This is a genomic window from Williamsia phyllosphaerae (assembly GCF_014635305.1).
Lineage (GTDB): Bacteria > Actinomycetota > Actinomycetes > Mycobacteriales > Mycobacteriaceae > Williamsia_A > Williamsia_A phyllosphaerae.
In genome coordinates this window covers 1,813,173-1,832,216 of sequence record NZ_BMCS01000001.1, presented here as the reverse complement: position 1 = coordinate 1,832,216, position 19,044 = coordinate 1,813,173, and the positions used below count along the sequence as shown (strand labels likewise).

Genomic DNA, 19,044 nt, shown 5'->3' with positions numbered 1-19,044 from the left:
CGGAGATGTCCGGAATTAATCGGACCACGGTCCGGTTGGAGTGGACATCAGATCGAGGAGACCGACTCCCAGGAGGACGAAATGCCTGCAGTGACCGCCGATACGTTGACATTGGACCGGATCGCCGAGGCCGGTCCGGCCGAGACCGAGCGCCCCGTGCGGTCGGTGACCACCGGCCCCCGCGGGTACGAGGGTGAGGGCTTCCCCGTCGTCCGGGCCTTCGCGGGCGTCAGCAAGACCGACCTCGACCCCTTCATCCACATGGACCAGATGGGCGAGGTCGACTACGAGCCCGGTGAGCCCAAGGGGACGAGCTGGCACCCGCACCGCGGGTTCGAGACCGTCACCTACATCATCGACGGCCGATTCCAGCACCAGGATTCCCACGGTGGCGGCGGCCTGATCGCCGACGGCGCGACACAGTGGATGACGGCCGGCTCCGGGATCCTGCACATCGAGACCCCGCCGGCCGAGCTCGTCGCCAGCGGTGGGGTGTTCCACGGCATCCAGCTGTGGGTGAACCTGCCGAAGTCGGAGAAGTTCTCGACGCCGGCGTACCAGTCCATCGAGGGCGGCGAGGCGCGGTTGCTGTCGTCCTCCGACGGCGGATCGCTCGTCCGGATCATCGCCGGCGACATCGGCGGGTTCTCCGGACCGGGTTCGACCCGTACCCCGATCACCATGGCGCACGCCACGATCGAGCCGGGCGCACAGCTGAACCTGCCGTGGAACCGCAAGTTCAATGCTCTGGTCTACGTGCTCTCCGGTGCCGGGACCGTCGGGCCGCTGCACAACCCGGTGTCCGGCGGACAGCTCGTCGTGCTCGGCCCCGGCGACCGGATCACCGTGTCGGCCGACGCGGCGCAGGACTCCAATCGCCCGGCGATGGAGGTGCTGCTGCTCGGCGGTCAGCCCATCCGCGAGCCGGTGTTCGCCTACGGCCCGTTCGTGATGAACACCAAGGCCGAGGTCATCGAGGCGATCGAGGACTTCAACGCGGGCAAGTTCGGCGTGATCCCGCCGGACGCGCTGATGCCGCACACCGGGTAGCCCCGGGCGGTCCCGCGTGTCGCGGGGTCGATCCGCTCCGCTTTTCACGATCCGCTCCTGTTACAACAGGAGCGGATCAACGAAAGCGGAGCGTTTTCGCGCCCGTGATCATCTCGCCCGAACCGACCTGAAGTGGTTCGCGTCACCGTCCGGCGCTGTGAATTCCCACATGGGAGCATCGGCCGGTTAGGGGCGCAGGCCAGACTTCAGGTCTTTTTCAACTCTTGGTAAACAATTTAAGGTCCCTTTAACAATCGCTGGCTAGGTTTGCGCGCATGCACATGCCAGCTGCACTGACATCGTTCAATGCCCGAGACGTCGTCCGCTACGACGTCCCCGCCTCTCTCGTGGTCTTCCTCGTCGCACTGCCACTCTCACTCGGTATCGCCATCGCCTCCGGCGCACCGGTGATGGCGGGCCTGATCGCCGCGGTCGTGGGCGGTATCGTCGCCGGCTCTCTCGGCGGGGCACCTCTGCAGGTCAGCGGTCCGGCCGCCGGCCTGACGGTGGTGGTCGCCGAACTCATCGCGAACTTCGGGTTCAAGGTCACCTGCTTCATCACCGTCGGTGCCGGGGTGCTGCAGATCGTCTTCGGACTGAGCCGGATCGCGCAGGCCGCGTTGGCCATCGCGCCGGTGGTCGTGCACGCCATGCTCGCGGGCATCGGAATCACCATCGCGCTCCAGCAGATCCACGTACTGCTCGGTGGTCGATCGCAGAGTTCGGCGCTGGAGAACCTCACCGCGCTACCCGGCTCGATCATCGACCTGCACTGGGCCGACCTGCTCATCGGCGGTCTGGTCGTCGCGGTGATGCTCACCTGGCCGACGCTGCCCGCCAAGGTGCGCAAGGTGCCCGGCCCGCTGGTCGCGATCGTCGGCGCCACGCTGATCACGATGCTCGCCGGCCTGAACATCGACAAGATCTCGATCGACGGCAACTTCTTCGACGCCCTCGCGCTGCCCGAACTGCCCAGCGGCAACTGGGGTGCGGTGGCACTCGGTGTCCTCACCGTCGCGCTGATCGCCAGCGTCGAGTCGCTGCTGTCGGCGGTCGCCGTCGACAAGATGCACACCGGCCCGCGCAGTGACTTCAACCGCGAGATGCTCGGACAGGGCAGCGCGAACATGATCTCCGGCCTGGCCGGCGGACTGCCGGTCACCGGCGTCATCGTGCGCAGCTCCACCAACGTCGCGTCCGGCGCCCGCACCCGCGCGTCGGCGATCCTGCACGGCGTCTGGATCCTCATCTTCTCGGTGCTGCTCACCGCACTCGTCGAGCAGATCCCGATGGCGGCCCTGGCCGGCCTGCTCGTGGTCATCGGTATCCAGCTCGTCAAGACCGCGCACATGAAGCTCGCACTCAAAACCGGTGACCTCTGGGTCTACGTGATCACCGTCCTGTCCGTGGTGTTCCTCAACCTGCTCGAGGGCGTCGGCATCGGCCTGGCGATCGCGGTTCTGATCGTCGTGTGGCGGGTGGTCCGGGCACAGATCACCTCCGAGCCGATCGGCACCGAGGCATCGCGACAGTGGCAGATCACGATCCACGGCTCGTTGAGCTTCCTGGCCCTGCCGCGTCTGTCCAAGGCGCTCGGCAAGGTCCCGGCGCAGTCGCGCGTCACGATCAACCTCGACACCGACTTCCTCGACAACGCGGCCTCGGAGATGATCGAGGACTGGAAGTGGGCGCACGAGGCCAACGGCGGGACCGTCGCGATCGAGGAGATCGGTCAGGCCCACCTGGCCGATGCACCCAAGGCTCCGCCGAAGCGCCACCCGGTGGCCACCAAGGCGCTCGGTCTCGCCCCATGGAAGACCTGGCAGCACCGGCCCGACGCGAACGCCGACCCCGCCGCGTCCCCGATCCTCCGCTCCATCAAGAGCGGTGTGCAGGAGTATCACCGGTCCAACGCCGACGCTCTGCTCGAGCACATGACCGACCTGTCCGACAGTCAGGATCCCGACTCGTTGTTCCTGACCTGTGCCGACTCGCGCGTGGTGCCCAACGTCATCACCGCCAGCGGACCCGGTGACCTGTTCACCATCCGCAACATCGGCAACCTGGTGCCCACCGAGACCAACCAGGACACCTCGGTGGAGGCGGCGCTGGAGTTCGCGATCAACAATCTCGGCGTCAGTTCGATCGTCGTGTGCGGGCACTCTTCCTGCGGCGCGATGAAGGGACTGCTGGCCGGAAGCGATGACGACAGCGCGTTGAGCAGCTGGCTGAGCAACGCCGCCCCGTCGCTCGCGGCCTTCCGCAGCGGGCACCCCGCCGGCCGCAGCGCCGCCGAGGCCGGCTTCTGTGAAGCCGACCAGCTCGCGATCGTCAACGTCGCGATCCAGGTACAGACCCTGCAGCGACATCCCCTCGTGGGCCGGGCCATCGCCGACGGCAGGCTCCGTGTGGCCGGACTGTTCTTCGACATCACCACCGCACGGGTGATCGACGTCAGCAGCACCGGAGTGGCCGTCCCGACCTGATCGCGTCCGAGTTGGTCGCGTTACCGACAACGGTTACCATTACCGATCATGTCGCCGTCACGTCGTCCTCGCACCCTGATCGCCCTCGCCGCAGTCACGCTCGCCGCCGCACCGCTCGCCGCCTGCGGCTCGTCGTCGACGTCGGACTCCGGCCGCATCTCGGTCGTCGCATCGACCGACGTCTGGGGGTCGGTGGCCTCGGCCGTCGCCGGCGACAAGGCCGAGGTCACCTCGCTCTACACCTCACCCGACGGTGACCCGCACGAGTTCGAGGCCACCGCCCGCGACACCGCGAAGATCGCCGACGCGGGGGTCGTGGTGCTCAACGGCGCCGATTACGACCACTACATGGAGGAGGCCGAGAAGGGACCCGACGCCGCGGTGGTCAACGCCGACGACGTCTACAAGGGGCTCAACCCGGACGCCTCCTCCAGGGCCGGCGCGGTCAACGAGCATTTCTTCTACAACCTGACCGTCGTCGCGGGGGTGGCCGACAAGATCGCCGATGCCCTGGCCGACAAGGCGCCCGACGACGCCTCGACCTTCCGGTCCAACGCGAGCGCCTTCACCGCGAAGATCGACGGACTCAAGACCCGACTCGCCCAGATCAAGGCCGCCCACAACGGTGAGAAGGTCGCGCAGACCGAACCGCTCGCCGCCTACCTGCTCGCCGACGCCGGCCTGATCGATGCGACCCCCGAGGGCTTCACCGAGGCCGTCGAGTCCGGCCAGGACCCGGCTGCGGCCGACATCGCGACGACGCAGGACCTGATCCGCGACAAGACGGTCGCGGCGCTGCTCTACAACACCCAGGCCGTCGACGACATCACCAAGAACCTGCTCACCACCGCCGAGGGCAACGGCCTGCCGGTGGTCAAGTTGACCGAGACCCTGCCCTCCGGAGTCACCGACTACATCGCCTGGCAGACGGCTACTGTGGACGCGATCGCCACCGCCGTCAGCTAGGACGCCCACCATGCACGAGCCTTCCACCGCGGTGGCCCCCGCGATCGAGATCAGCGGTGGCCGACTGTCTTTCGGTCCACGTGTGCTGTGGAGCGACTTCGACCTGTCTGTCGCACCCGGCGAGTTCGTCGCGATCCTGGGCCCCAACGGCTCGGGCAAGACCTCGTTGCTGCGCACCCTGCTGGGTCAGTACCAGCTCGACGCGGGCGAGATCAGCATCGGTGGACGTGCGGGCACGAGCCGGGGGTCGATCGGATACATCCCACAGCAGCACCCGCACGACGAGGGCGTCCCACTGCGCGGGCGCGACCTGGTCGGGCTCGGCGTGGACGGTCGCAGCTGGGGCATCGGGTTCCGAAATCGTAAGCAGCGCAAGCTCAAGGTCGACCTGGCCATCGACCAGGTCGACGCGCGCGGATTCGCCGACGCCCCCCTCGGGCTGCTCTCCGGTGGTGAGCAGCAACGTCTGCGCGTCGCCCAGGCCCTGGCCGGCGATCCCGTCGTCCTGCTCTGCGACGAACCGCTGCTGAGTCTCGATCCCGCCAATCAGGCCCGTGTGGCCGCGCTCATCGACCGCCGTCGGCGATCGGCGGGTACGGCGGTGGTGTTCGTGACCCACGAGATCAACCCGGTCCTCCCCTACGTCGACCGCGTCGTCTATCTCGTCGACGGACGGTTCCGGATCGGCACGACCGACGAGGTGATGAACTCACAGACCCTCAGCGAGCTCTACCGGACCAAGGTCGACGTGCTGCGCGTGCGCGATCGCCTGGTGGTCGTCGGCGCCGACGAGGCCGCGTGTCACGGCGATCACGGTCATCCCGCCATGGACACGGAGACGGCCTGATGAACGACCGCTCGTGGTCGGACTTCTTCGACTTCGCCACCACCAACGACCTCCTGCAGCGCGACTTCGTGCAGCAGGCCCTGATCGCGCTGATCCTGCTCGGCCTCCTCGGCGGTCTGCTCGGACCGCTGGTGGTGTCGCGGCAGATGGCGTTCGCCGTGCACGGTACGGCCGAGCTCTCCTTCACCGGTGCCGCGGCCGCGCTGCTCGTCGGTGTCGGGGTCAACGTCGGCGGGGTGGTCGGGTCGATCATCGCCGCGGTCATCTTCGGACTGCTCGGGAACCGTGCACGCGACCGGGATTCGGTGATCGGTGTCGTGATGGCGTTCGGGCTCGGACTCGGCGTGCTGTTCATCGCGCTCTACGGCCGTCCGGGCACCGGCTTCAATCTTCTGGCCGGACAGGTCGTCAGCGTCGGCACCCGCGGCCTCACCGCCGTCATCGTGACCACGGTGATCGTGATCGTGGTCCTTGCCGTGATCTATCGCCCGTTGATGTTCGCCAGCACCGACCCGCGCGTCGCCGAGGCGCTCGGGCTGCCCACCCGCACGCTGTCGGTCGTCTTCGCGGTCCTGCTCGGCGCCAGTGTGGCGCAGTGCGTCCAGATCATCGGCGCCCTGCTGGTGATGTCGCTGATCATCACCCCCGCGGCCGCGGCCGCACGGATCACCTCGAACCCGGCGAAGGTCGTAGTGGCCTCGATCGTGTTCGCCGAGATCGCCGGGGTCGGGGGCGTGATCCTCTCGCTCGCACCGGGACTACCGGTGTCGGTGTTCGTGACCACCATCTCGTTCCTGATCTACGTGGTGTGCCGCGTCCTCGGCGGACGTCGTCAACGAACCGCCGGACGCGTCGCGGCCACCGAGGAGCTCACCGTCGTCTGACCCGCGACCGGTGGCCGGATAGGCGTGCACCAGTGCGCTGGTCACCCGCGGGACCCCGGCGATGAGGTCGGTCTCCGCCCGATGGGCCAGTCGGTGGGCGTCGGCCAGCGAAGTCGACGTCGCCACGTCCAGTTCGGCCTCTGCGTGCAGGGAGTGCCCGATCCACCGCATGCGTACGCCGGCGACCGACTCGACTCCCGGGACCTGCGCAAGTATCTGCTCGGCCGAGACGACGATCGCCGGGTCGACACCGTCCATGAGGCGACGGAAGACATCTCGCGCCGCCGAGTACAGCACCATGAGGATGGCCGCGGTGATGATCAGGCCCACGATCGGATCGGCGAGCGGGAACCCCATCGCCGCGCCGATGACGCCGGCGATGACCGCGAGCGAGGTGAACCCGTCGGTGCGAGCGTGCTTTCCGTCGGCGATCAGCGCGACCGACCCGATCTGCCTGCCGACCCGGATCCGGTACTGCGCCACCAGTTCGTTGCCGACGAAACCGATCACGCCCGCGGCGGCCACCCACCCGAGGTGCGACAGCGGCGTCGGGTCGACGAGTCTGCGGACGGCCTCGTAGCCGGCGATGACCGCCGACAGCAGGATCATCGCGATGACGAACAGGCCGGCGAGATCCTCGGCACGACCGAACCCGTAGGTGTAGCGGCGTGTCGGGGCGCGGCGGCCGATGACGAACGCGATCCAGATCGGGATCGCGGTCAGCGCGTCGGAGAAGTTGTGGATCGTGTCCGCCAGCAACGCAACCGAACCCGACACCAACGCCACCACCAGCTGGGCGACGGCGGTGACGAGGAGCACGCCCATGCTGATCGCGACCGTCCGGATCCCGGTCGAGCTCGACTCCATCGCCTCGTCCACCTTGTCCGCCGAGTCGTGGCTGTGCGGGGTCAGGGCGTGCGGCACGAATGATCTCAGGCGTGACCGGGGATGGTCGTGATCGTGGGTGTGATCGTGGGTGTGGGTGTGCCCGGTCATCCGCCCGACCGTTCATCGCCACCGGCCACCAGACGGATGGCTCCGTCGCCGTCCGCCGTGTCGGGGGCGTGGGCGTCGGCCCGGTGATGGCCGGGGACCCCGGGCCCGGAGTGCTCCGCGTTGAACACCGCGTCGAGCACCATCTGCTGCACGTGGTCGTTCTCGAGGCGATAGTGCACCGAGGTGCCCTCCTTACGGGTGCGCACCAACCGCGCCATCCGCAGCTTCGCGAGATGCTGACTCACCGACGGGGCCGGCTTGCCGACGATCTCGGCCAGTTCGTTGACCGAACACTCGCGATCCACCAGCGCCCAGAGCAACTGGACCCGTGTCGCGTCGGAGAGCATGCGGAACACCTCGACGACCAGGGCGACCTGATCCTCGGCGAGCGTCCGTCGACAAACCCGCTTATCTGCATTCATACGCAGATAGTAGCGCTACTCCTCGGCGCCGCCGGGATTGCATCGTGCGTCGACCATCTCCCGATCGGTGACGACGGGCCGCCAGGGCTCGAGATTCCAACTCGGCTTGTTCGGCTCGAGGATGCGCGCGAAGACCCAGTGACAGCCGAATTGCATTCGCATGCCGGGTGATTCGGCGGTCGCATCCTTGGCGACCACTTCCTTCCACGCCGCGTCCTCATCGCCGGCGCCCTGCGCGCGCCGACCCGACGCGGTCGGGACCACCTGCAGACTGCGCCCGAGCGGCGTCTGGACCCACGTCGTGCGCTCGATGAACGGCGGCAGCGCCGCGGGCACCGACGACGTGATGACCTCCGGCACCGCGGACGACGAACTCGAGGCGACCGTCGGCGCGGGCGCGGACTCGCCACAGCCCGCGAGCAATGCGGCCGTGACGACCAGGATCGCTGCGGGCACCGTGTGGCGGCGATTCGCTATCAATTGAGCCTCGTTCTTCCCTCGTGGCGCGACCGGCTGCGACCATTGGGCCATGCCGAGCCCACTGTCGTCCGACGATACGCACGACGCGTTCGGACCGATCGACGGTGGCACGTACGTCCGTGTCGACGGTCATCCCATCTGGCATTTCGTGGACGGCGACGGCGCCCCGGTGGTGCTGTTGCACGGCGCGTTCGCGGGGGCGTCGTCCTGGGGTGCCCAGATCCCGGCCCTGCTCGCGGCGGGTTGGCAGGTCTACGCGCCGGAGCGCCGGGGCCATGGCCACAGTCCGGACACCTCCGCGGCGTTCTCGTACTCGGAGATGGCCGAGGAGACCGTCGGCTACCTGGTGGCGACGTTCGGATCCGCGGTCCGGTTGGTCGGGTGGAGTGACGGCGCGGTGGTCGCGCTGCTCGTGGCCCAGCGCCGACCCGACCTCGTCGAGCGGATGGTGCTGCTCGGCCAGTACTACAACAGCTCGGGACGGGTGGCCGGCCCCGACACCATCGTCAACTCGTTTGTCCACGGCGATTCGAGCGAGACCATGTCTTTCCTGCGCGCCGAATACGACTCGGTGTCACCGGACGGTCCGCAGCACTTCGCCGAGGTCTACCGCAAGACCGTGGCGATGATCGCCGTCGAACCGGAGATCGACCTCGCGACGCTGACCGACATCGACGTGCCGACGCTGGTGGTCCAGGGCGACCGCGACGAGGTTACGGTCGAACACAGTCTCGCCGTCGTCGCGGCACTGGCCAACGCACGCCTCGCGGTCCTGCCCGGAACCCACATCCTGCCGCTGGAGTCGCCGGACGTGTTCAACCCGGTGCTGCTGTCATTCCTGGCCGGGGACGCCCCCGCCCAATGGGACCTCTGAGTACCCGTGGAAGCCCTCCCAGGCGATGCGCCGATCACGTGACGGATCGCGTTCGGTGCGGATGGGATCGTCGATGATCCGGACCGTGCGGTTATCGGCGGTGTAGCGATCCCACCCGGGCCTGGGCGCGCTCGTGTGCGCGAACGCCAGCCAGTCGCCCTGCACCTGACGGGTGACCCGACGCGCCCCGCGGCGATCGCCGGCGAGCGTGAGCGCCGACCCGATGCGGGTGTCGAACGCACCGAACACCGCGAGCAGTTCGGTCGCGTGGGTGGCCCCGAAGCCGGTCCAGTCCAGGATTCGTGTCGCGTAGTCGTAGCGGTACATGTACGTCGGCGCGTGTGCGCCGTGACCCTGCGCGATCTGCACCGACGGCGCCCAGAAGATCATGTCCCCGGCGATCTCCCGACACGCCTCCGCCGAGGGATACCCGTCGTAGGCGCCGGTGACCCGTGTCTTCACCTCGGGATCGGTGGCGACGAAGAGCCGCTCGATCTCCTTCGGACTGGTGGGCAGCACATCGAAGACCTTCGCGAACAGATTGGCCTCGACCCGATTGCTGCCGATGATCAACGGCACCGGATGGGTTCGACCGCTCCGCGCGGCCTCGATCGGGTCGAGCGGGAGGTAGCTGCCGTCGACGCTGGGACCGTACGGGAGTGCGCCGGGCGCGATGTCGGAGATACGGCGGGTCAGCGACTGCCCGGCGCGACCGAGTTCACCCGGGGTGGCGGAATGCAGGGCGGCAATCGGATCGTCGTGGGTCTCGCGGAGGATCTCGACGTAGGTCTTGGCGAACTGCTGCGCCCAGTCGTTCGGCACGGTCAGCGCGGGTGCGGAACTCTGTGCGATCGCCTTGGAGAACAGTCCCTCCGCGGCCGGCGTCGCCAGCAGCGTGGTGACGGCGTTGCCGCCCGCGCTCTCACCGAAGATGGTGACGTTGTCCGGGTCGCCGCCGAACGCGGCGATGTTGCGGTGCACCCATTCGAGCGCGGCGACCTGATCGCGGAGCCCGAGGTTGTTGTCGAAGGTCCGCGTATCGCTCGAGAAACCACTGAGGTCCAGATAGCCGAGGGGTCCGAGCCGATAGTTGATGGAGACGTAGACGACGCCGCCCGCGCGGACCAGCGAGTCACCGCGATAGACCAGCGACGATCCCAGGATGTACGCGCCGCCGTGGATGAACACCATCACCGGGAGCGGTCCGGACCGCTCCTCGGGAGCGACGACGTTGAGCGTCAGGCAGTCCTCGCTGACCGGCTGGTGCTTGCCGATGCCGATGGTCGTGTAGCGCGGGTTCTGCGGCGCGGCGTTGCGGAAGCTGTGGCAGTGCCGGACTCCCGACCACCCGACCGCGGGTTCGGGGGCGCGGAACCGCCGCTCCCCCATCGGCGGCGCGGCGTAGGGGATCCCGCGCCAGCTGTGCAGGCCGGCGTGCGACACCCCTTCGACTACGCCGTCGGCAATGGTCACGCGCGTGCTCGATCCACTCATGTACCCGAGGGTAATGGCCCTACGCTGATGGCCATGCCGCCGCTCCGGATCGACCTCAACGCCGACCTCGGTGAGGGCTTCGGCGTGTGGCGCCTCGGCGACGACGCCGCGGTCCTCGACGTGGTCACGAGCGCCAACGTCGCCTGCGGATTCCACGCAGGTGACCCAGCAGGCCTGCGGCGCACGTGCGCCGACGCCGTGGCGGCGGGTGTCCGTATCGGGGCGCAGGTGTCCTACCCCGACCGCGTCGGCTTCGGCCGCCGGTTCGTCGATGTCGCAGCCGACGACCTCGCCGCCGATGTCATCTATCAGATCGGCGCCCTCGACGGCATCGCCCGATCCGTCGGCGGACGCGTCGAGTACGTGAAACCGCATGGTGCGCTCTACAACTCGATCGTCACGCACGAGGGACAGGCCGGGGCGGTGGTGGCCGCCCTGGTCGCCCTCGGCGGCGACCTGCCGCTGCTGGGGCTGCCCGGGTCGGCATCGCTGCGCCGCGCCGCGGAGGCCGGGATCCGCACCGTCACCGAGGCGTTCGCCGATCGCGCCTATCTCGCCGACGGATCGCTCATGCCCCGCGGGCGCACCGGCGCGGTCATCACCGACACCGACGACATCTGCGCGCGGGCGGTCCGGATGGTGCGGGAGAACGAGGTCGTGGCCGACGACGGGTCCGTCATCGGGGTGACGCCCGCGTCGATCTGTCTGCACGGCGACACCCCGGGGGCGGTCGAACACGCACGCGCGGTGGCCGCGGCGCTGAGAGAAGCGGGCGCCGAGATCGCCGCCTTCGTCGACTGAACAGCCCGTAGGGTCGAGGCCATGTCAGGCCTCGACACCCAACTCACCCCGTTGCGCTTCCTCGACCGTGCCGCCGAGGTGCACCCCGAGGCCATCGGGATCGTCGACGGCGACCGGCGCCTCACCAACGCAGAGTTCGCCGCCGCCGCGCAGCAACTGGCCGGGGCACTGCGCGACTGGGGCGTCTCGCCCGGTGACCGCGTCGCCTACCTGGCCACCAATCGCGCCGAGTTGCTGATCGCCCACTACGGCGTGCCGCTGGCCGGCGGCGTCCTGGTCGCGATCAACACGAGGTTGTCGCCGGAGGAGGTCGCGTACATCTGCCGACACTCCGGTTCGTCGTTGCTGCTCGGCGACGCCGATCTGCTCGGCGCTCTCGGCGACGTCGAGCTGCCGGTGCGCGAGGTCGTCTCACTCGACGACATCGACGCGTTCACCGCCCGCGGTGGCGACGGGTTCATCCCGTGGGAGGTCGCCGACGAGACCGCGACCATCACGATCAACTACACCTCCGGCACCACCGGCCGCCCCAAGGGCGTGATGTACACCCACCGCGGCGCCTACCTGAATGCTCTGAGCGAGGTCATCCACCAGGGGTTCGACCACGCGACCCGTTATCTGTGGACGCTGCCGATGTTCCACTGCAACGGGTGGTGCACCACCTGGGCGGTGACCGCGGTGTCCGGCCGACACGTCTGTCTGCCCGCCGTGCGGGGCGCCGAGATCTGGCGCCTCGTCGACACCGAGGGCATCGATCACATGTGCGGCGCGCCCACCGTGTTGTCGACGCTCGCGTCGGCACCCGAGGCCCATCAACTCGACGGGCCGCTCACCGTGGTCACCGCCGGCGCCCCACCCAGCCCGACCGTCGTGGGCCAGATCCGTTCCCTCGGGGCGACTCTCGTACACGTCTACGGCCTCACCGAGACCTACGGCCCGTACTCGATCTGCGAACCCCAGGACGGCTGGGGCGAGTTGAGCTCGGACGAACTCGACGTCGTGATGGCACGCCAGGGTGTCGGCATGGTGACCGCCGACCCGCTGCGGGTGGTCCGCCCCGATGCGGCCGACGACGGGTCCCTGATCGACGTGACACCCGACGGCGTGGAGATGGGTGAGATCGTCATGCGCGGGAACTGCGTCATGAAGGGCTATTTCGACGATCAGGTAGCGACGACCGAGGCGTTCGCCGGCGGATGGTTCCACAGTGGCGACCTCGGGGTGATGCTGCCGGACGGCTACGTGAAGCTGCTCGACCGCGCGAAGGATGTCGTGATCTCCGGCGGCGAGAACATCTCCACCATCGAGGTGGAGCAGGCGCTGGCGAGCCACCCCGCCGTCGCCGACGTGGTGGTAATCGGAGTGGCCGACGACAAGTGGGGTGAACGTCCCAAGGCGTTCGTGGTCCTCGCCGACGGCGCCCAGGTCGAGCCCGCGGAACTGACCCGACACGTGAAGAGTCTGATCGCGTCGTTCAAGGCGCCCCGCGACATCGAGTTCACCGACGCCATCCCACGCACCTCGACGGGCAAGGTTCGCAAGAACGAGCTGCGCGACGCGGAGCGCGACTCGACCCCGCACTGAAAAGTGCCGACGAGCAACAGTATTCACTGCAGCAAATCGTCAGAAATGCTTGACGCCGGATCCGCCCGACTTTAGTATCGAACACACATTCGATACATCTTCGGGGGAACGATGGACGTCGCGCAGGACACGGCAGTGCTCACACTGCAATCCATCCTGCGTTCGCTCGCCGAACAATCCCCCGCGGAGAACGAAGAAAAAGCGATCGAACGTGTCGCGCTGCTGGAGTCGATCAAGGCGGGATGTGCTGCGGCGCAGGCGCGTGACACCATGCGGTTCGAGGAACTGCGTATCGAGGCCGAGACGACCAGCGGTGTACCCGCCGCTCGGCGAGGCCGCGGAATGTCCTCGGAGATCGCGCTGGCACGCAAGGTGTCAGGCGCCCAGGGATCCCGCCACCTCGGCTTCGCCCGCGCGCTGATGAACGAGATGCCGCATACGCGTGCGGCGTTGGAGTCGGGAGCACTGAGCGAGTGGCGCGCCACCATCCTGGTGCGCGAGACCGCGTACCTCACCCGTGTCGATCGCGAAGAGATCGACCGCAGGTTGTGCAGCGACCCCGTCACGCTCGACGGTCTCGGCGACCGTGCCGTCGACGCCGCGGCGAAGAAGCTGGCCTACGAGCTCGACGCGCAGGCCGTCGTCGACCGCCACGCGAACGCGGAGAAGGATCGACGCGTCAGCACCCGCCCCGCGCCGGACGGGATGGTCCGCCTGACGGCTCTGCTCCCGCTGAGACAGGGCATCTCGGTGTTCGCGTCGCTGAAAAAGCACGCGGACGCGATCCGCGGGATCGACGAGCGTAGCCACGCGCAGATCATGGCCGACACCCTGGTCGAGCGGGCCACCGGCGCCGCGACCGCCGAGGCCATGCCGGTCGCGGTGAACCTGCTGTTGCCCGACTCGATACTGAGCGGCTCCGAGGATGCGGCGGTACACGTCGACGGATACGGTCCCATCCCCGCCGCGACCGCACGACACATGATCCGCTCCTCGATCGACGCCGAGGCACTGGTGACGCTGCGCCGTGTCTACGCGACGCCGGCCACGGGCACGCTGGTGGCGATGGACTCGAAGGCGAGGACCTTCCCGACCGGGCTGAAGACGTTGCTGGACTCGCGCGACCACGACTGCCGGATCCCGTACTGCGACGCACCGATCGCCGAGTACGACCACGCCGAGCCGCACGCCGATGGCGGTGCGACCAGTGAGGTCAACGGACTGGGCATGTGCGTCGCCCACAATCGCGCCAAACAGAACCCGGGGTGGACCGTGGTCATCGGCGATGTCGACATCGGACGACACTCGGCGACGGTCACCACACCTACCGGGCACACCCACGCGTCGACGGCCCCGCCACCACCGGGTCACAGCGATCCCGGGTTCAGTCAGATCGAATACCGACTGACCGCTCTCCTAGCCGCCTGATCACCCGGGCGTGTACACGACCGCGCCGTTGTTCCCCGGGTTCAGATCTGGCGTGGTCGATACAGCGTATTGGTACAACTGCCGACCGAAAATTCCGCAATCGATCTGCAGCTTCTTCTTCGATTGGCCGGGCGCGATGTCACCGAGGGACACCGGCCTCGGCCCGAACAGTCCGGGGTTGGTGAACACGGTGACGTTCCGCGCCGTGGCCGGACCGTTGTTCGTCACGTTCAGAGCGCAACTGAGCCCCTCGCTTCCGTTCGATCCGACCAGATCGGCGGTGAAGCCGGACGTGGAGCCGGTACCGGGAGCCGCGACTGCCGCCCCCGCGCCGATGGTTCCGAGGGCCACGATCGTCGCTGCAAAGACAACAGAGAATCGTGTCGAGATACGCATGATGTCCTCCTTGTACGAATGAACTGGTACTGGTGAGTACCGGACATAATTGTTGCTCAGTCATTCAAACAAGACAAGCGTATTGTTCTACGGCCCAGCGCCTCAGACAGTCAGGCCTGACGACGCTGCCGGGCGAACTCGGCGAGCACGACACCCGCGGCGACCGATGCGTTGAGGCTCTCGACCGGGCCGGCCATCGGGATCGACAGGATGCTGTCGCAGGTCTCGCGGACCAGGCGGGACAATCCCTTTCCTTCCGAACCGACCACGATGATGATCGGCCCGGTGCCGTCGTAACCGTCGAGCTCGGTGTCCCCTTCGGCGTCGAGGCCGACGAGCTGGGCGCCGTCGGCGGCCCAATCCTTGAGCGTGCGGGTCAGGTTCGCCGCCTGGGCGACCGGGAGGCGCGCGGCCGCACCGGCGCTGGTGCGCCACGCGACAGCGGTGACGCTCGCGCTGCGACGCTGCGGGATGACCACCCCGTGGCCGCCGAACGCCGACACCGACCGGATGACCGCACCGAGGTTGCGGGGATCGGTGATGTTGTCGAGCGCGACGAGCAGTGGCGGCGTGCCACTGTCGACCGCCGACCGCATCAGATCGGTGGGGTGCGCGTACTGGTACGGCGGCACCTGCAGGGCGATGCCCTGGTGTAATCCGTTGGAACTCATGCGATCCAACTCGGAACGCTGCGCCTCGAGGATCGCGATGCCCTTGTCGCCGGCGTACTTGACCGCCTCGCTGACGCGCTCGTCGGGCACCGATCCGACCATCACGTACAGCGCGGTCGCGGGGACACCCGCTCGCAGGCACTCGACGACCGGGTTGCGGCCCAACACGTATTCCGGAGCGTTCTCGTCACGCCGTTGTGCAGCCGTGGTCCGACCGCGCGGAGTGCCCGACGCCGCTTTCGCGGCAGCATTCGAGCGCTTGTGTGCGGCGTGGTACGGGCGGTCCACGGCCTTGGGCGTGGCACCGCGACCCTCGAGCCCTCGGCGCCGCTTACCGCCGGATCCGGCGACCTGGCCCTTCTTCGTACCCTCTTTGCGAATCGCGCCCTTGCGTTTGGAGTTGCCGGCCATCAGTTGTGTCCCTTGAGATTCCATTGTGCGCCGTCGGCGGTGTCGGTCACTTCGACACCGGCCTGGGCGAGTCGGTCGCGCACCGCATCCGCGGTCGCGAAGTCCTTGTCGGCGCGCGCGCTCGCTCTCCGATCGAGTTCGGCGCCGACGAGCACGTCGAGCGCCGCGATGGCGTCGGAATCGTCGCTGTCGGAACGCCAGTGATCGTCGAGCGGGTCGACGCCGAGGATGCCCATCATCGCGCGCACCGACGACGCGGCGGCCACGGTCGGCTCGATGTCGCCGGCCTCGAGCGCAGAATTCCCGCTGCGCACCGTGTTGTGGATCTGCGCGAGCGCCGCGGGTACGCCGAGATCGTCGTCGAGCGCGGCCGCGAACTCCGCGGTCACCTCACCGACAGGCACGTCTCCGAACCGTGTGACCGCCCGGTGCACGAACGATTCCACGCGCCGGAAGCCTGCTGCGGCCTCCATCAACGCACCCTCGGAGTACTCGATCATGGACCGGTAGTTGACGCTGCCCAGGTAGTAGCGCAGCTCCACCGGCCGGACCCGCTCGAGCATCGCCGGGATCGACACGACGTTGCCCAGCGACTTCGACATCTTCTCGCCACCCATGGTGACCCAGCCGTTGTGCAACCAGTAGCGGGCGAACGGGTCACCCGCGCCGTGCGCCTGGGCGATCTCGTTCTCGTGGTGCGGGAAGATGAGATCGATACCGCCGCAGTGGATGTCGAACTCTGCGCCGAGCAGCGAGGTGGCCATCGCCGAGCACTCCAGATGCCAGCCCGGACGGCCGGGGCCCCACGGCGTCGGCCACGAGGGCTCGCCGGGCTTGGCCGCCTTCCACATCGTGAAGTCGCGCTCGTCGCGCTTACCGGTCGCGAGGCCCTCGCCCTGGTGCACGTCGTCGAGTCGGTGTCCCGAGAGCGCGCCGTACTCGGGCAGGCTGCGCACGTCGAAGTAGACGTCGCCGTTCGAGGCGTAGGCATGACCCCGCTCGATGAGGCGCTCCATGTACTCGACCATCTCGGTGACGAACCCCGTCGCCCGCGGCTCGGCCGACGGCGGCAGGACGCCGAGTTGCTGGTAGGCCAGGGTGAAGGCGCGCTCGTGGGTGGTCGCCCACTCCCACCACGGTCGGCCCGCGTCGGCGGCCTTGGTCAAGATCTTGTCGTCGATGTCGGTGACGTTGCGGACGAACAGCACGTCGAGTCCGCTGTGCTCGAGCCATCGGCGGAGGATGTCGAAGGCGATACCGCTGCGGACGTGACCGATGTGCGGGACACCCTGGACCGTCGCGCCGCACAGGTACACCGATGCACGCCCCGGCTGCGCGGGGGTGAAGTCGCGCAGGGCGCGCGCGGCGGTGTCGTACAGACGGAGGGTCACGACGTTGAACCTTACTGGCTCGCGGCAGCTGCGGGCCCACCCGCGGCAACCAGCAGGGCGGTGGCAACCGCGGCGATGCCCTCGCCGCGGCCGGTCAGTCCCAGACCGTCGGTGGTGGTCGCCGAGACCGACACGGGTCCGCCGGCGAGGTCGGACAACAACTGCTGCGCCTGCTCGCGCCGGGGACCGATCTTCGGTCGGTTACCGATCACCTGGACCACGGCGTTGCCGACCTGATATCCCGCGTCGGAGATCAGTCCGCGGACGTGGGTCAGCATGGTGGCGCCGTCGACGCCGTCCCACTCGGGGCGACCGGTGCCGAACACCGACCCGAGGTCGCCGAGACCGGCGGCCGAGAGCAACGCATCGCACAGCGCGTGAACCCCGACGTCACCGTCGGAGTGCCCCTCGCAGCCGTGGTCGTCGGGGAAGTGCAGGCCGACCATCCAGCAGGGTTTGCCCGCCTGGATCGGATGGACGTCGGTACCGATACCCACCCGCATCAGCGGACTCCCGTCGATTCGAGCAGCATGCGCGCGAGCCGCAGGTCCCACTCGGTGGTGATCTTGAAGGCCATCAGGTCGCCCGGGACCACGGTCACCGGGATCCCCGCGGCCTCGGCCAGTCCGGCATCGTCGGTCGCGTGACCGCCGGACGCGTGCGCGCGGGCCAGTGCGTCGGGCGCGAAGCCCTGCGGGGTCTGGACCGCGCGCAGGACGCTGCGGTCCACGGTGGCCACGACGCGTTCACCACCGCCACCGGGTTCGACGGCCTTGAGGGTGTCGGTGACCGGCACACCGGGGATGACCGCCGGAGCACCTGCACGCACCGCGTCGACGACCCTGCGGAACAGGTCCGGCGGGGTCAGCGCACGTGCTGCGTCATGGATGAGGATCACGTCGACGTCGAACGACGCAGTCGCCGCGGTGATGCAGGCCCGCACCGACGCACTGCGTTCGGCGCCACCGACCACGACATGGCAGTCCGGGAGCAGGGCCTGCGCCTCGGACACCAGGTCGGCGGGGACGGCGACGACGACAGCATCGACGTCGGCATCGAGCACTCCACGAACGGCACGTTCGAGGATTGTCTGACCGACGAGATCGACGAACGCCTTGGGTCGACCGGCGGCCAGACGGGTACCCGCTCCCGCAGCCGGGATCAGGCAGACGGTGGACACAAAGGGACTCTCTTACGAGGCGGGTGCGAGAACCTCGTCGAGGATCAGGTCGGCCCGAGCGTTGTCGGTGCCCTGGGCCAGCGACAACTCGTCGACCAGCACGCGACGGGCACGCGTCAGCATCCGCTTCTCACCTGCGGACAGACCGCGATCCTGCTCACGACGCCACAGGTCACGCACGATCTCCGACACCTTGATGATGTCGCCCGAGATCAGCTTCTCCTGGTTGGCCTTGAAACGACGCGCCCAGTTGGTGGGCTCTTCGGTGTGGGGCGCGCGGAGGACATCGAACACCTTGTCCAGGCCCTCGACGCCGACGACGTCGCGAACACCGACGTACTCGAGCTTCGTGGACGGGATCTGTACGGTCATGTCACCGTCCGCGATCTTCAGGACGACGTACTCGACCTGCTCGCCCTTGATGGTGCGGACCACGATGTCTTCGACTAGAGCAGCACCGTGATGGGGGTATACAACGGTGTCGCCGACTTTGAAATTCAAGTTCCAAGCCCCTTTCGATTGGGTCAGCTTACCACGGGGCCCGTGGGGGTATCACACAACGGTGCAGGTCAGCGGCCTACCAGCAGCGATCCACCCCCAACGATCACAGGTCGGCGGTGCCGTATCACGCGGTGAGCACGGTCATTTGGGCACCCGAACGCGCTTCGGGCCGCCGCGGCCAC

Annotated in this window: 18 protein-coding genes and 1 pseudogene; 9 read left to right on the top strand and 10 right to left on the bottom strand. The window is 68.3% G+C overall.

From position 1 onward, the window contains the following. The first annotated feature begins 81 nt into the window (after nt 1-81). The 5 genes from IEV93_RS08680 to IEV93_RS22505 all read left to right on the top strand — a co-directional run bounded on the left by IEV93_RS08680 (nt 82) and on the right by IEV93_RS22505 (nt 6,233). Nucleotides 82-1,050, top strand: coding sequence for a pirin family protein (locus tag IEV93_RS08680; protein WP_188488794.1), 969 nt, complete (start codon nt 82-84; stop codon nt 1,048-1,050). 275 nt (nt 1,051-1,325) lie between these two features. Then, nucleotides 1,326-3,536 carry a SulP family inorganic anion transporter gene (locus IEV93_RS08675; protein WP_188488793.1) on the top strand — a complete coding sequence of 737 codons (2,211 nt, stop codon included), beginning with the start codon at nt 1,326-1,328 and terminating at the stop codon, nt 3,534-3,536. A gap of 48 nt (nt 3,537-3,584) precedes the next feature. Then, nucleotides 3,585-4,502: a metal ABC transporter solute-binding protein, Zn/Mn family gene (locus IEV93_RS08670; RefSeq protein WP_188488790.1), complete on the top strand. Its 918-nt coding sequence runs from the start codon at nt 3,585-3,587 to the stop codon at nt 4,500-4,502. 10 nt (nt 4,503-4,512) lie between these two features. Next, entirely contained in the window at nt 4,513-5,349 is an 837-nt protein-coding gene (locus IEV93_RS08665) for a metal ABC transporter ATP-binding protein (RefSeq protein WP_188488788.1), read from the top strand. Beyond that, complete coding sequence (locus tag IEV93_RS22505) at nt 5,349-6,233, top strand: metal ABC transporter permease (RefSeq protein ID WP_308690955.1); 885 nt, start codon at nt 5,349-5,351, stop codon at nt 6,231-6,233. Before IEV93_RS08665 ends, IEV93_RS22505 begins: the two co-directional genes overlap by 1 nt. 12 nt (nt 6,234-6,245) lie before the next feature. On the opposite strand, the pseudogene IEV93_RS08660 reads toward IEV93_RS22505, so the two are convergent. From IEV93_RS08660 to IEV93_RS08650, 3 genes and pseudogenes are all read right to left on the bottom strand, one after another. Beyond that, nucleotides 6,246-7,229: pseudogene (locus IEV93_RS08660) on the bottom strand (cation diffusion facilitator family transporter); the annotation flags it as partial. Continuing rightward, a complete protein-coding gene (locus tag IEV93_RS08655; RefSeq protein ID WP_188488784.1) occupies nt 7,226-7,651 on the bottom strand; it encodes an ArsR/SmtB family transcription factor in 426 nt (141 codons plus the stop codon). The gene IEV93_RS08655 and the pseudogene IEV93_RS08660, both read right to left, overlap by 4 nt. A 15-nt stretch (nt 7,652-7,666) precedes the next feature. Further along, nucleotides 7,667-8,107 carry a DUF2599 domain-containing protein gene (locus IEV93_RS08650; RefSeq protein WP_229704979.1) on the bottom strand — a complete coding sequence of 147 codons (441 nt, stop codon included), beginning with the start codon at nt 8,105-8,107 and terminating at the stop codon, nt 7,667-7,669. Between the two features lie 73 nt (nt 8,108-8,180). Between IEV93_RS08650 and IEV93_RS08645 the strand changes: the two genes are divergently transcribed. Continuing rightward, entirely contained in the window at nt 8,181-9,005 is an 825-nt protein-coding gene (locus tag IEV93_RS08645; protein ID WP_188488780.1) for an alpha/beta fold hydrolase, read from the top strand. Here IEV93_RS08645 and IEV93_RS08640 read toward each other — a convergent pair. Continuing rightward, on the bottom strand, nt 8,964-10,499 hold the full coding sequence (locus IEV93_RS08640) for a carboxylesterase/lipase family protein (protein ID WP_188488778.1): 1,536 nt from the start codon (nt 10,497-10,499) through the stop codon (nt 8,964-8,966). The two genes, IEV93_RS08645 and IEV93_RS08640, sit on opposite strands and share 42 nt — an antisense overlap. A gap of 27 nt (nt 10,500-10,526) precedes the next feature. Here IEV93_RS08640 and IEV93_RS08635 point away from each other — a divergent pair, with 27 nt between their 5' ends. From IEV93_RS08635 to IEV93_RS08625, 3 genes are all read left to right on the top strand, one after another. Beyond that, on the top strand, nt 10,527-11,300 hold the full coding sequence (locus tag IEV93_RS08635; protein WP_188488776.1) for a LamB/YcsF family protein: 774 nt from the start codon (nt 10,527-10,529) through the stop codon (nt 11,298-11,300). 21 nt (nt 11,301-11,321) lie between these two features. Beyond that, complete coding sequence (locus IEV93_RS08630) at nt 11,322-12,884, top strand: AMP-binding protein (RefSeq protein WP_188488774.1); 1,563 nt, start codon at nt 11,322-11,324, stop codon at nt 12,882-12,884. A 135-nt stretch (nt 12,885-13,019) separates the two neighbouring features. Next, complete coding sequence (locus tag IEV93_RS08625; RefSeq protein WP_229704978.1) at nt 13,020-14,312, top strand: HNH endonuclease signature motif containing protein; 1,293 nt, start codon at nt 13,020-13,022, stop codon at nt 14,310-14,312. Here IEV93_RS08625 and IEV93_RS08620 read toward each other — a convergent pair whose 3' ends face one another. From IEV93_RS08620 to IEV93_RS08595, 6 genes are all read right to left on the bottom strand, one after another. After that, nucleotides 14,313-14,708: a hypothetical protein gene (locus IEV93_RS08620; protein WP_188488770.1), complete on the bottom strand. Its 396-nt coding sequence runs from the start codon at nt 14,706-14,708 to the stop codon at nt 14,313-14,315. Between the two features lie 110 nt (nt 14,709-14,818). Beyond that, nucleotides 14,819-15,790 (bottom strand): 23S rRNA (guanosine(2251)-2'-O)-methyltransferase RlmB, encoded by a 972-nt coding sequence (rlmB, locus tag IEV93_RS08615; protein ID WP_188488768.1) that lies wholly within the window; start codon nt 15,788-15,790, stop codon nt 14,819-14,821. Next, complete coding sequence (cysS, locus tag IEV93_RS08610) at nt 15,790-17,181, bottom strand: cysteine--tRNA ligase (protein ID WP_188488766.1); 1,392 nt, start codon at nt 17,179-17,181, stop codon at nt 15,790-15,792. Before cysS ends, rlmB begins: the two co-directional genes overlap by 1 nt. An 11-nt stretch (nt 17,182-17,192) precedes the next feature. Next, nucleotides 17,193-17,687: a 2-C-methyl-D-erythritol 2,4-cyclodiphosphate synthase gene (ispF, locus tag IEV93_RS08605; protein ID WP_229705144.1), complete on the bottom strand. Its 495-nt coding sequence runs from the start codon at nt 17,685-17,687 to the stop codon at nt 17,193-17,195. Continuing rightward, on the bottom strand, nt 17,684-18,361 hold the full coding sequence (gene ispD / locus IEV93_RS08600; RefSeq protein WP_188488762.1) for a 2-C-methyl-D-erythritol 4-phosphate cytidylyltransferase: 678 nt from the start codon (nt 18,359-18,361) through the stop codon (nt 17,684-17,686). The genes ispF and ispD overlap by 4 nt, the downstream gene beginning before the upstream one ends. Before the next feature lie 12 nt (nt 18,362-18,373). After that, nucleotides 18,374-18,862, bottom strand: a complete 489-nt coding sequence (locus tag IEV93_RS08595; RefSeq protein ID WP_188488760.1) for a CarD family transcriptional regulator — start codon at nt 18,860-18,862, stop codon at nt 18,374-18,376. Nucleotides 18,863-19,044: the final 182 nt, after the last annotated feature.

Coding starts and splice junctions, on each gene's coding strand:
- IEV93_RS08680 (WP_188488794.1), top strand. CDS start 82: ATGCCTGCAGTGACCGCCGATACGTTGACATTGGACCGGATCGCCGAG.
- IEV93_RS08675 (WP_188488793.1), top strand. CDS start 1,326: ATGCACATGCCAGCTGCACTGACATCGTTCAATGCCCGAGACGTCGTC.
- IEV93_RS08670 (WP_188488790.1), top strand. CDS start 3,585: ATGTCGCCGTCACGTCGTCCTCGCACCCTGATCGCCCTCGCCGCAGTC.
- IEV93_RS08665 (WP_188488788.1), top strand. CDS start 4,513: ATGCACGAGCCTTCCACCGCGGTGGCCCCCGCGATCGAGATCAGCGGT.
- IEV93_RS22505 (WP_308690955.1), top strand. CDS start 5,349: ATGAACGACCGCTCGTGGTCGGACTTCTTCGACTTCGCCACCACCAAC.
- IEV93_RS08655 (WP_188488784.1), bottom strand. CDS start 7,651: ATGAATGCAGATAAGCGGGTTTGTCGACGGACGCTCGCCGAGGATCAG.
- IEV93_RS08645 (WP_188488780.1), top strand. CDS start 8,181: ATGCCGAGCCCACTGTCGTCCGACGATACGCACGACGCGTTCGGACCG.
- IEV93_RS08640 (WP_188488778.1), bottom strand. CDS start 10,499: ATGAGTGGATCGAGCACGCGCGTGACCATTGCCGACGGCGTAGTCGAA.
- IEV93_RS08635 (WP_188488776.1), top strand. CDS start 10,527: ATGGCCATGCCGCCGCTCCGGATCGACCTCAACGCCGACCTCGGTGAG.
- IEV93_RS08630 (WP_188488774.1), top strand. CDS start 11,322: ATGTCAGGCCTCGACACCCAACTCACCCCGTTGCGCTTCCTCGACCGT.
- IEV93_RS08620 (WP_188488770.1), bottom strand. CDS start 14,708: ATGCGTATCTCGACACGATTCTCTGTTGTCTTTGCAGCGACGATCGTG.
- rlmB (WP_188488768.1), bottom strand. CDS start 15,790: ATGGCCGGCAACTCCAAACGCAAGGGCGCGATTCGCAAAGAGGGTACG.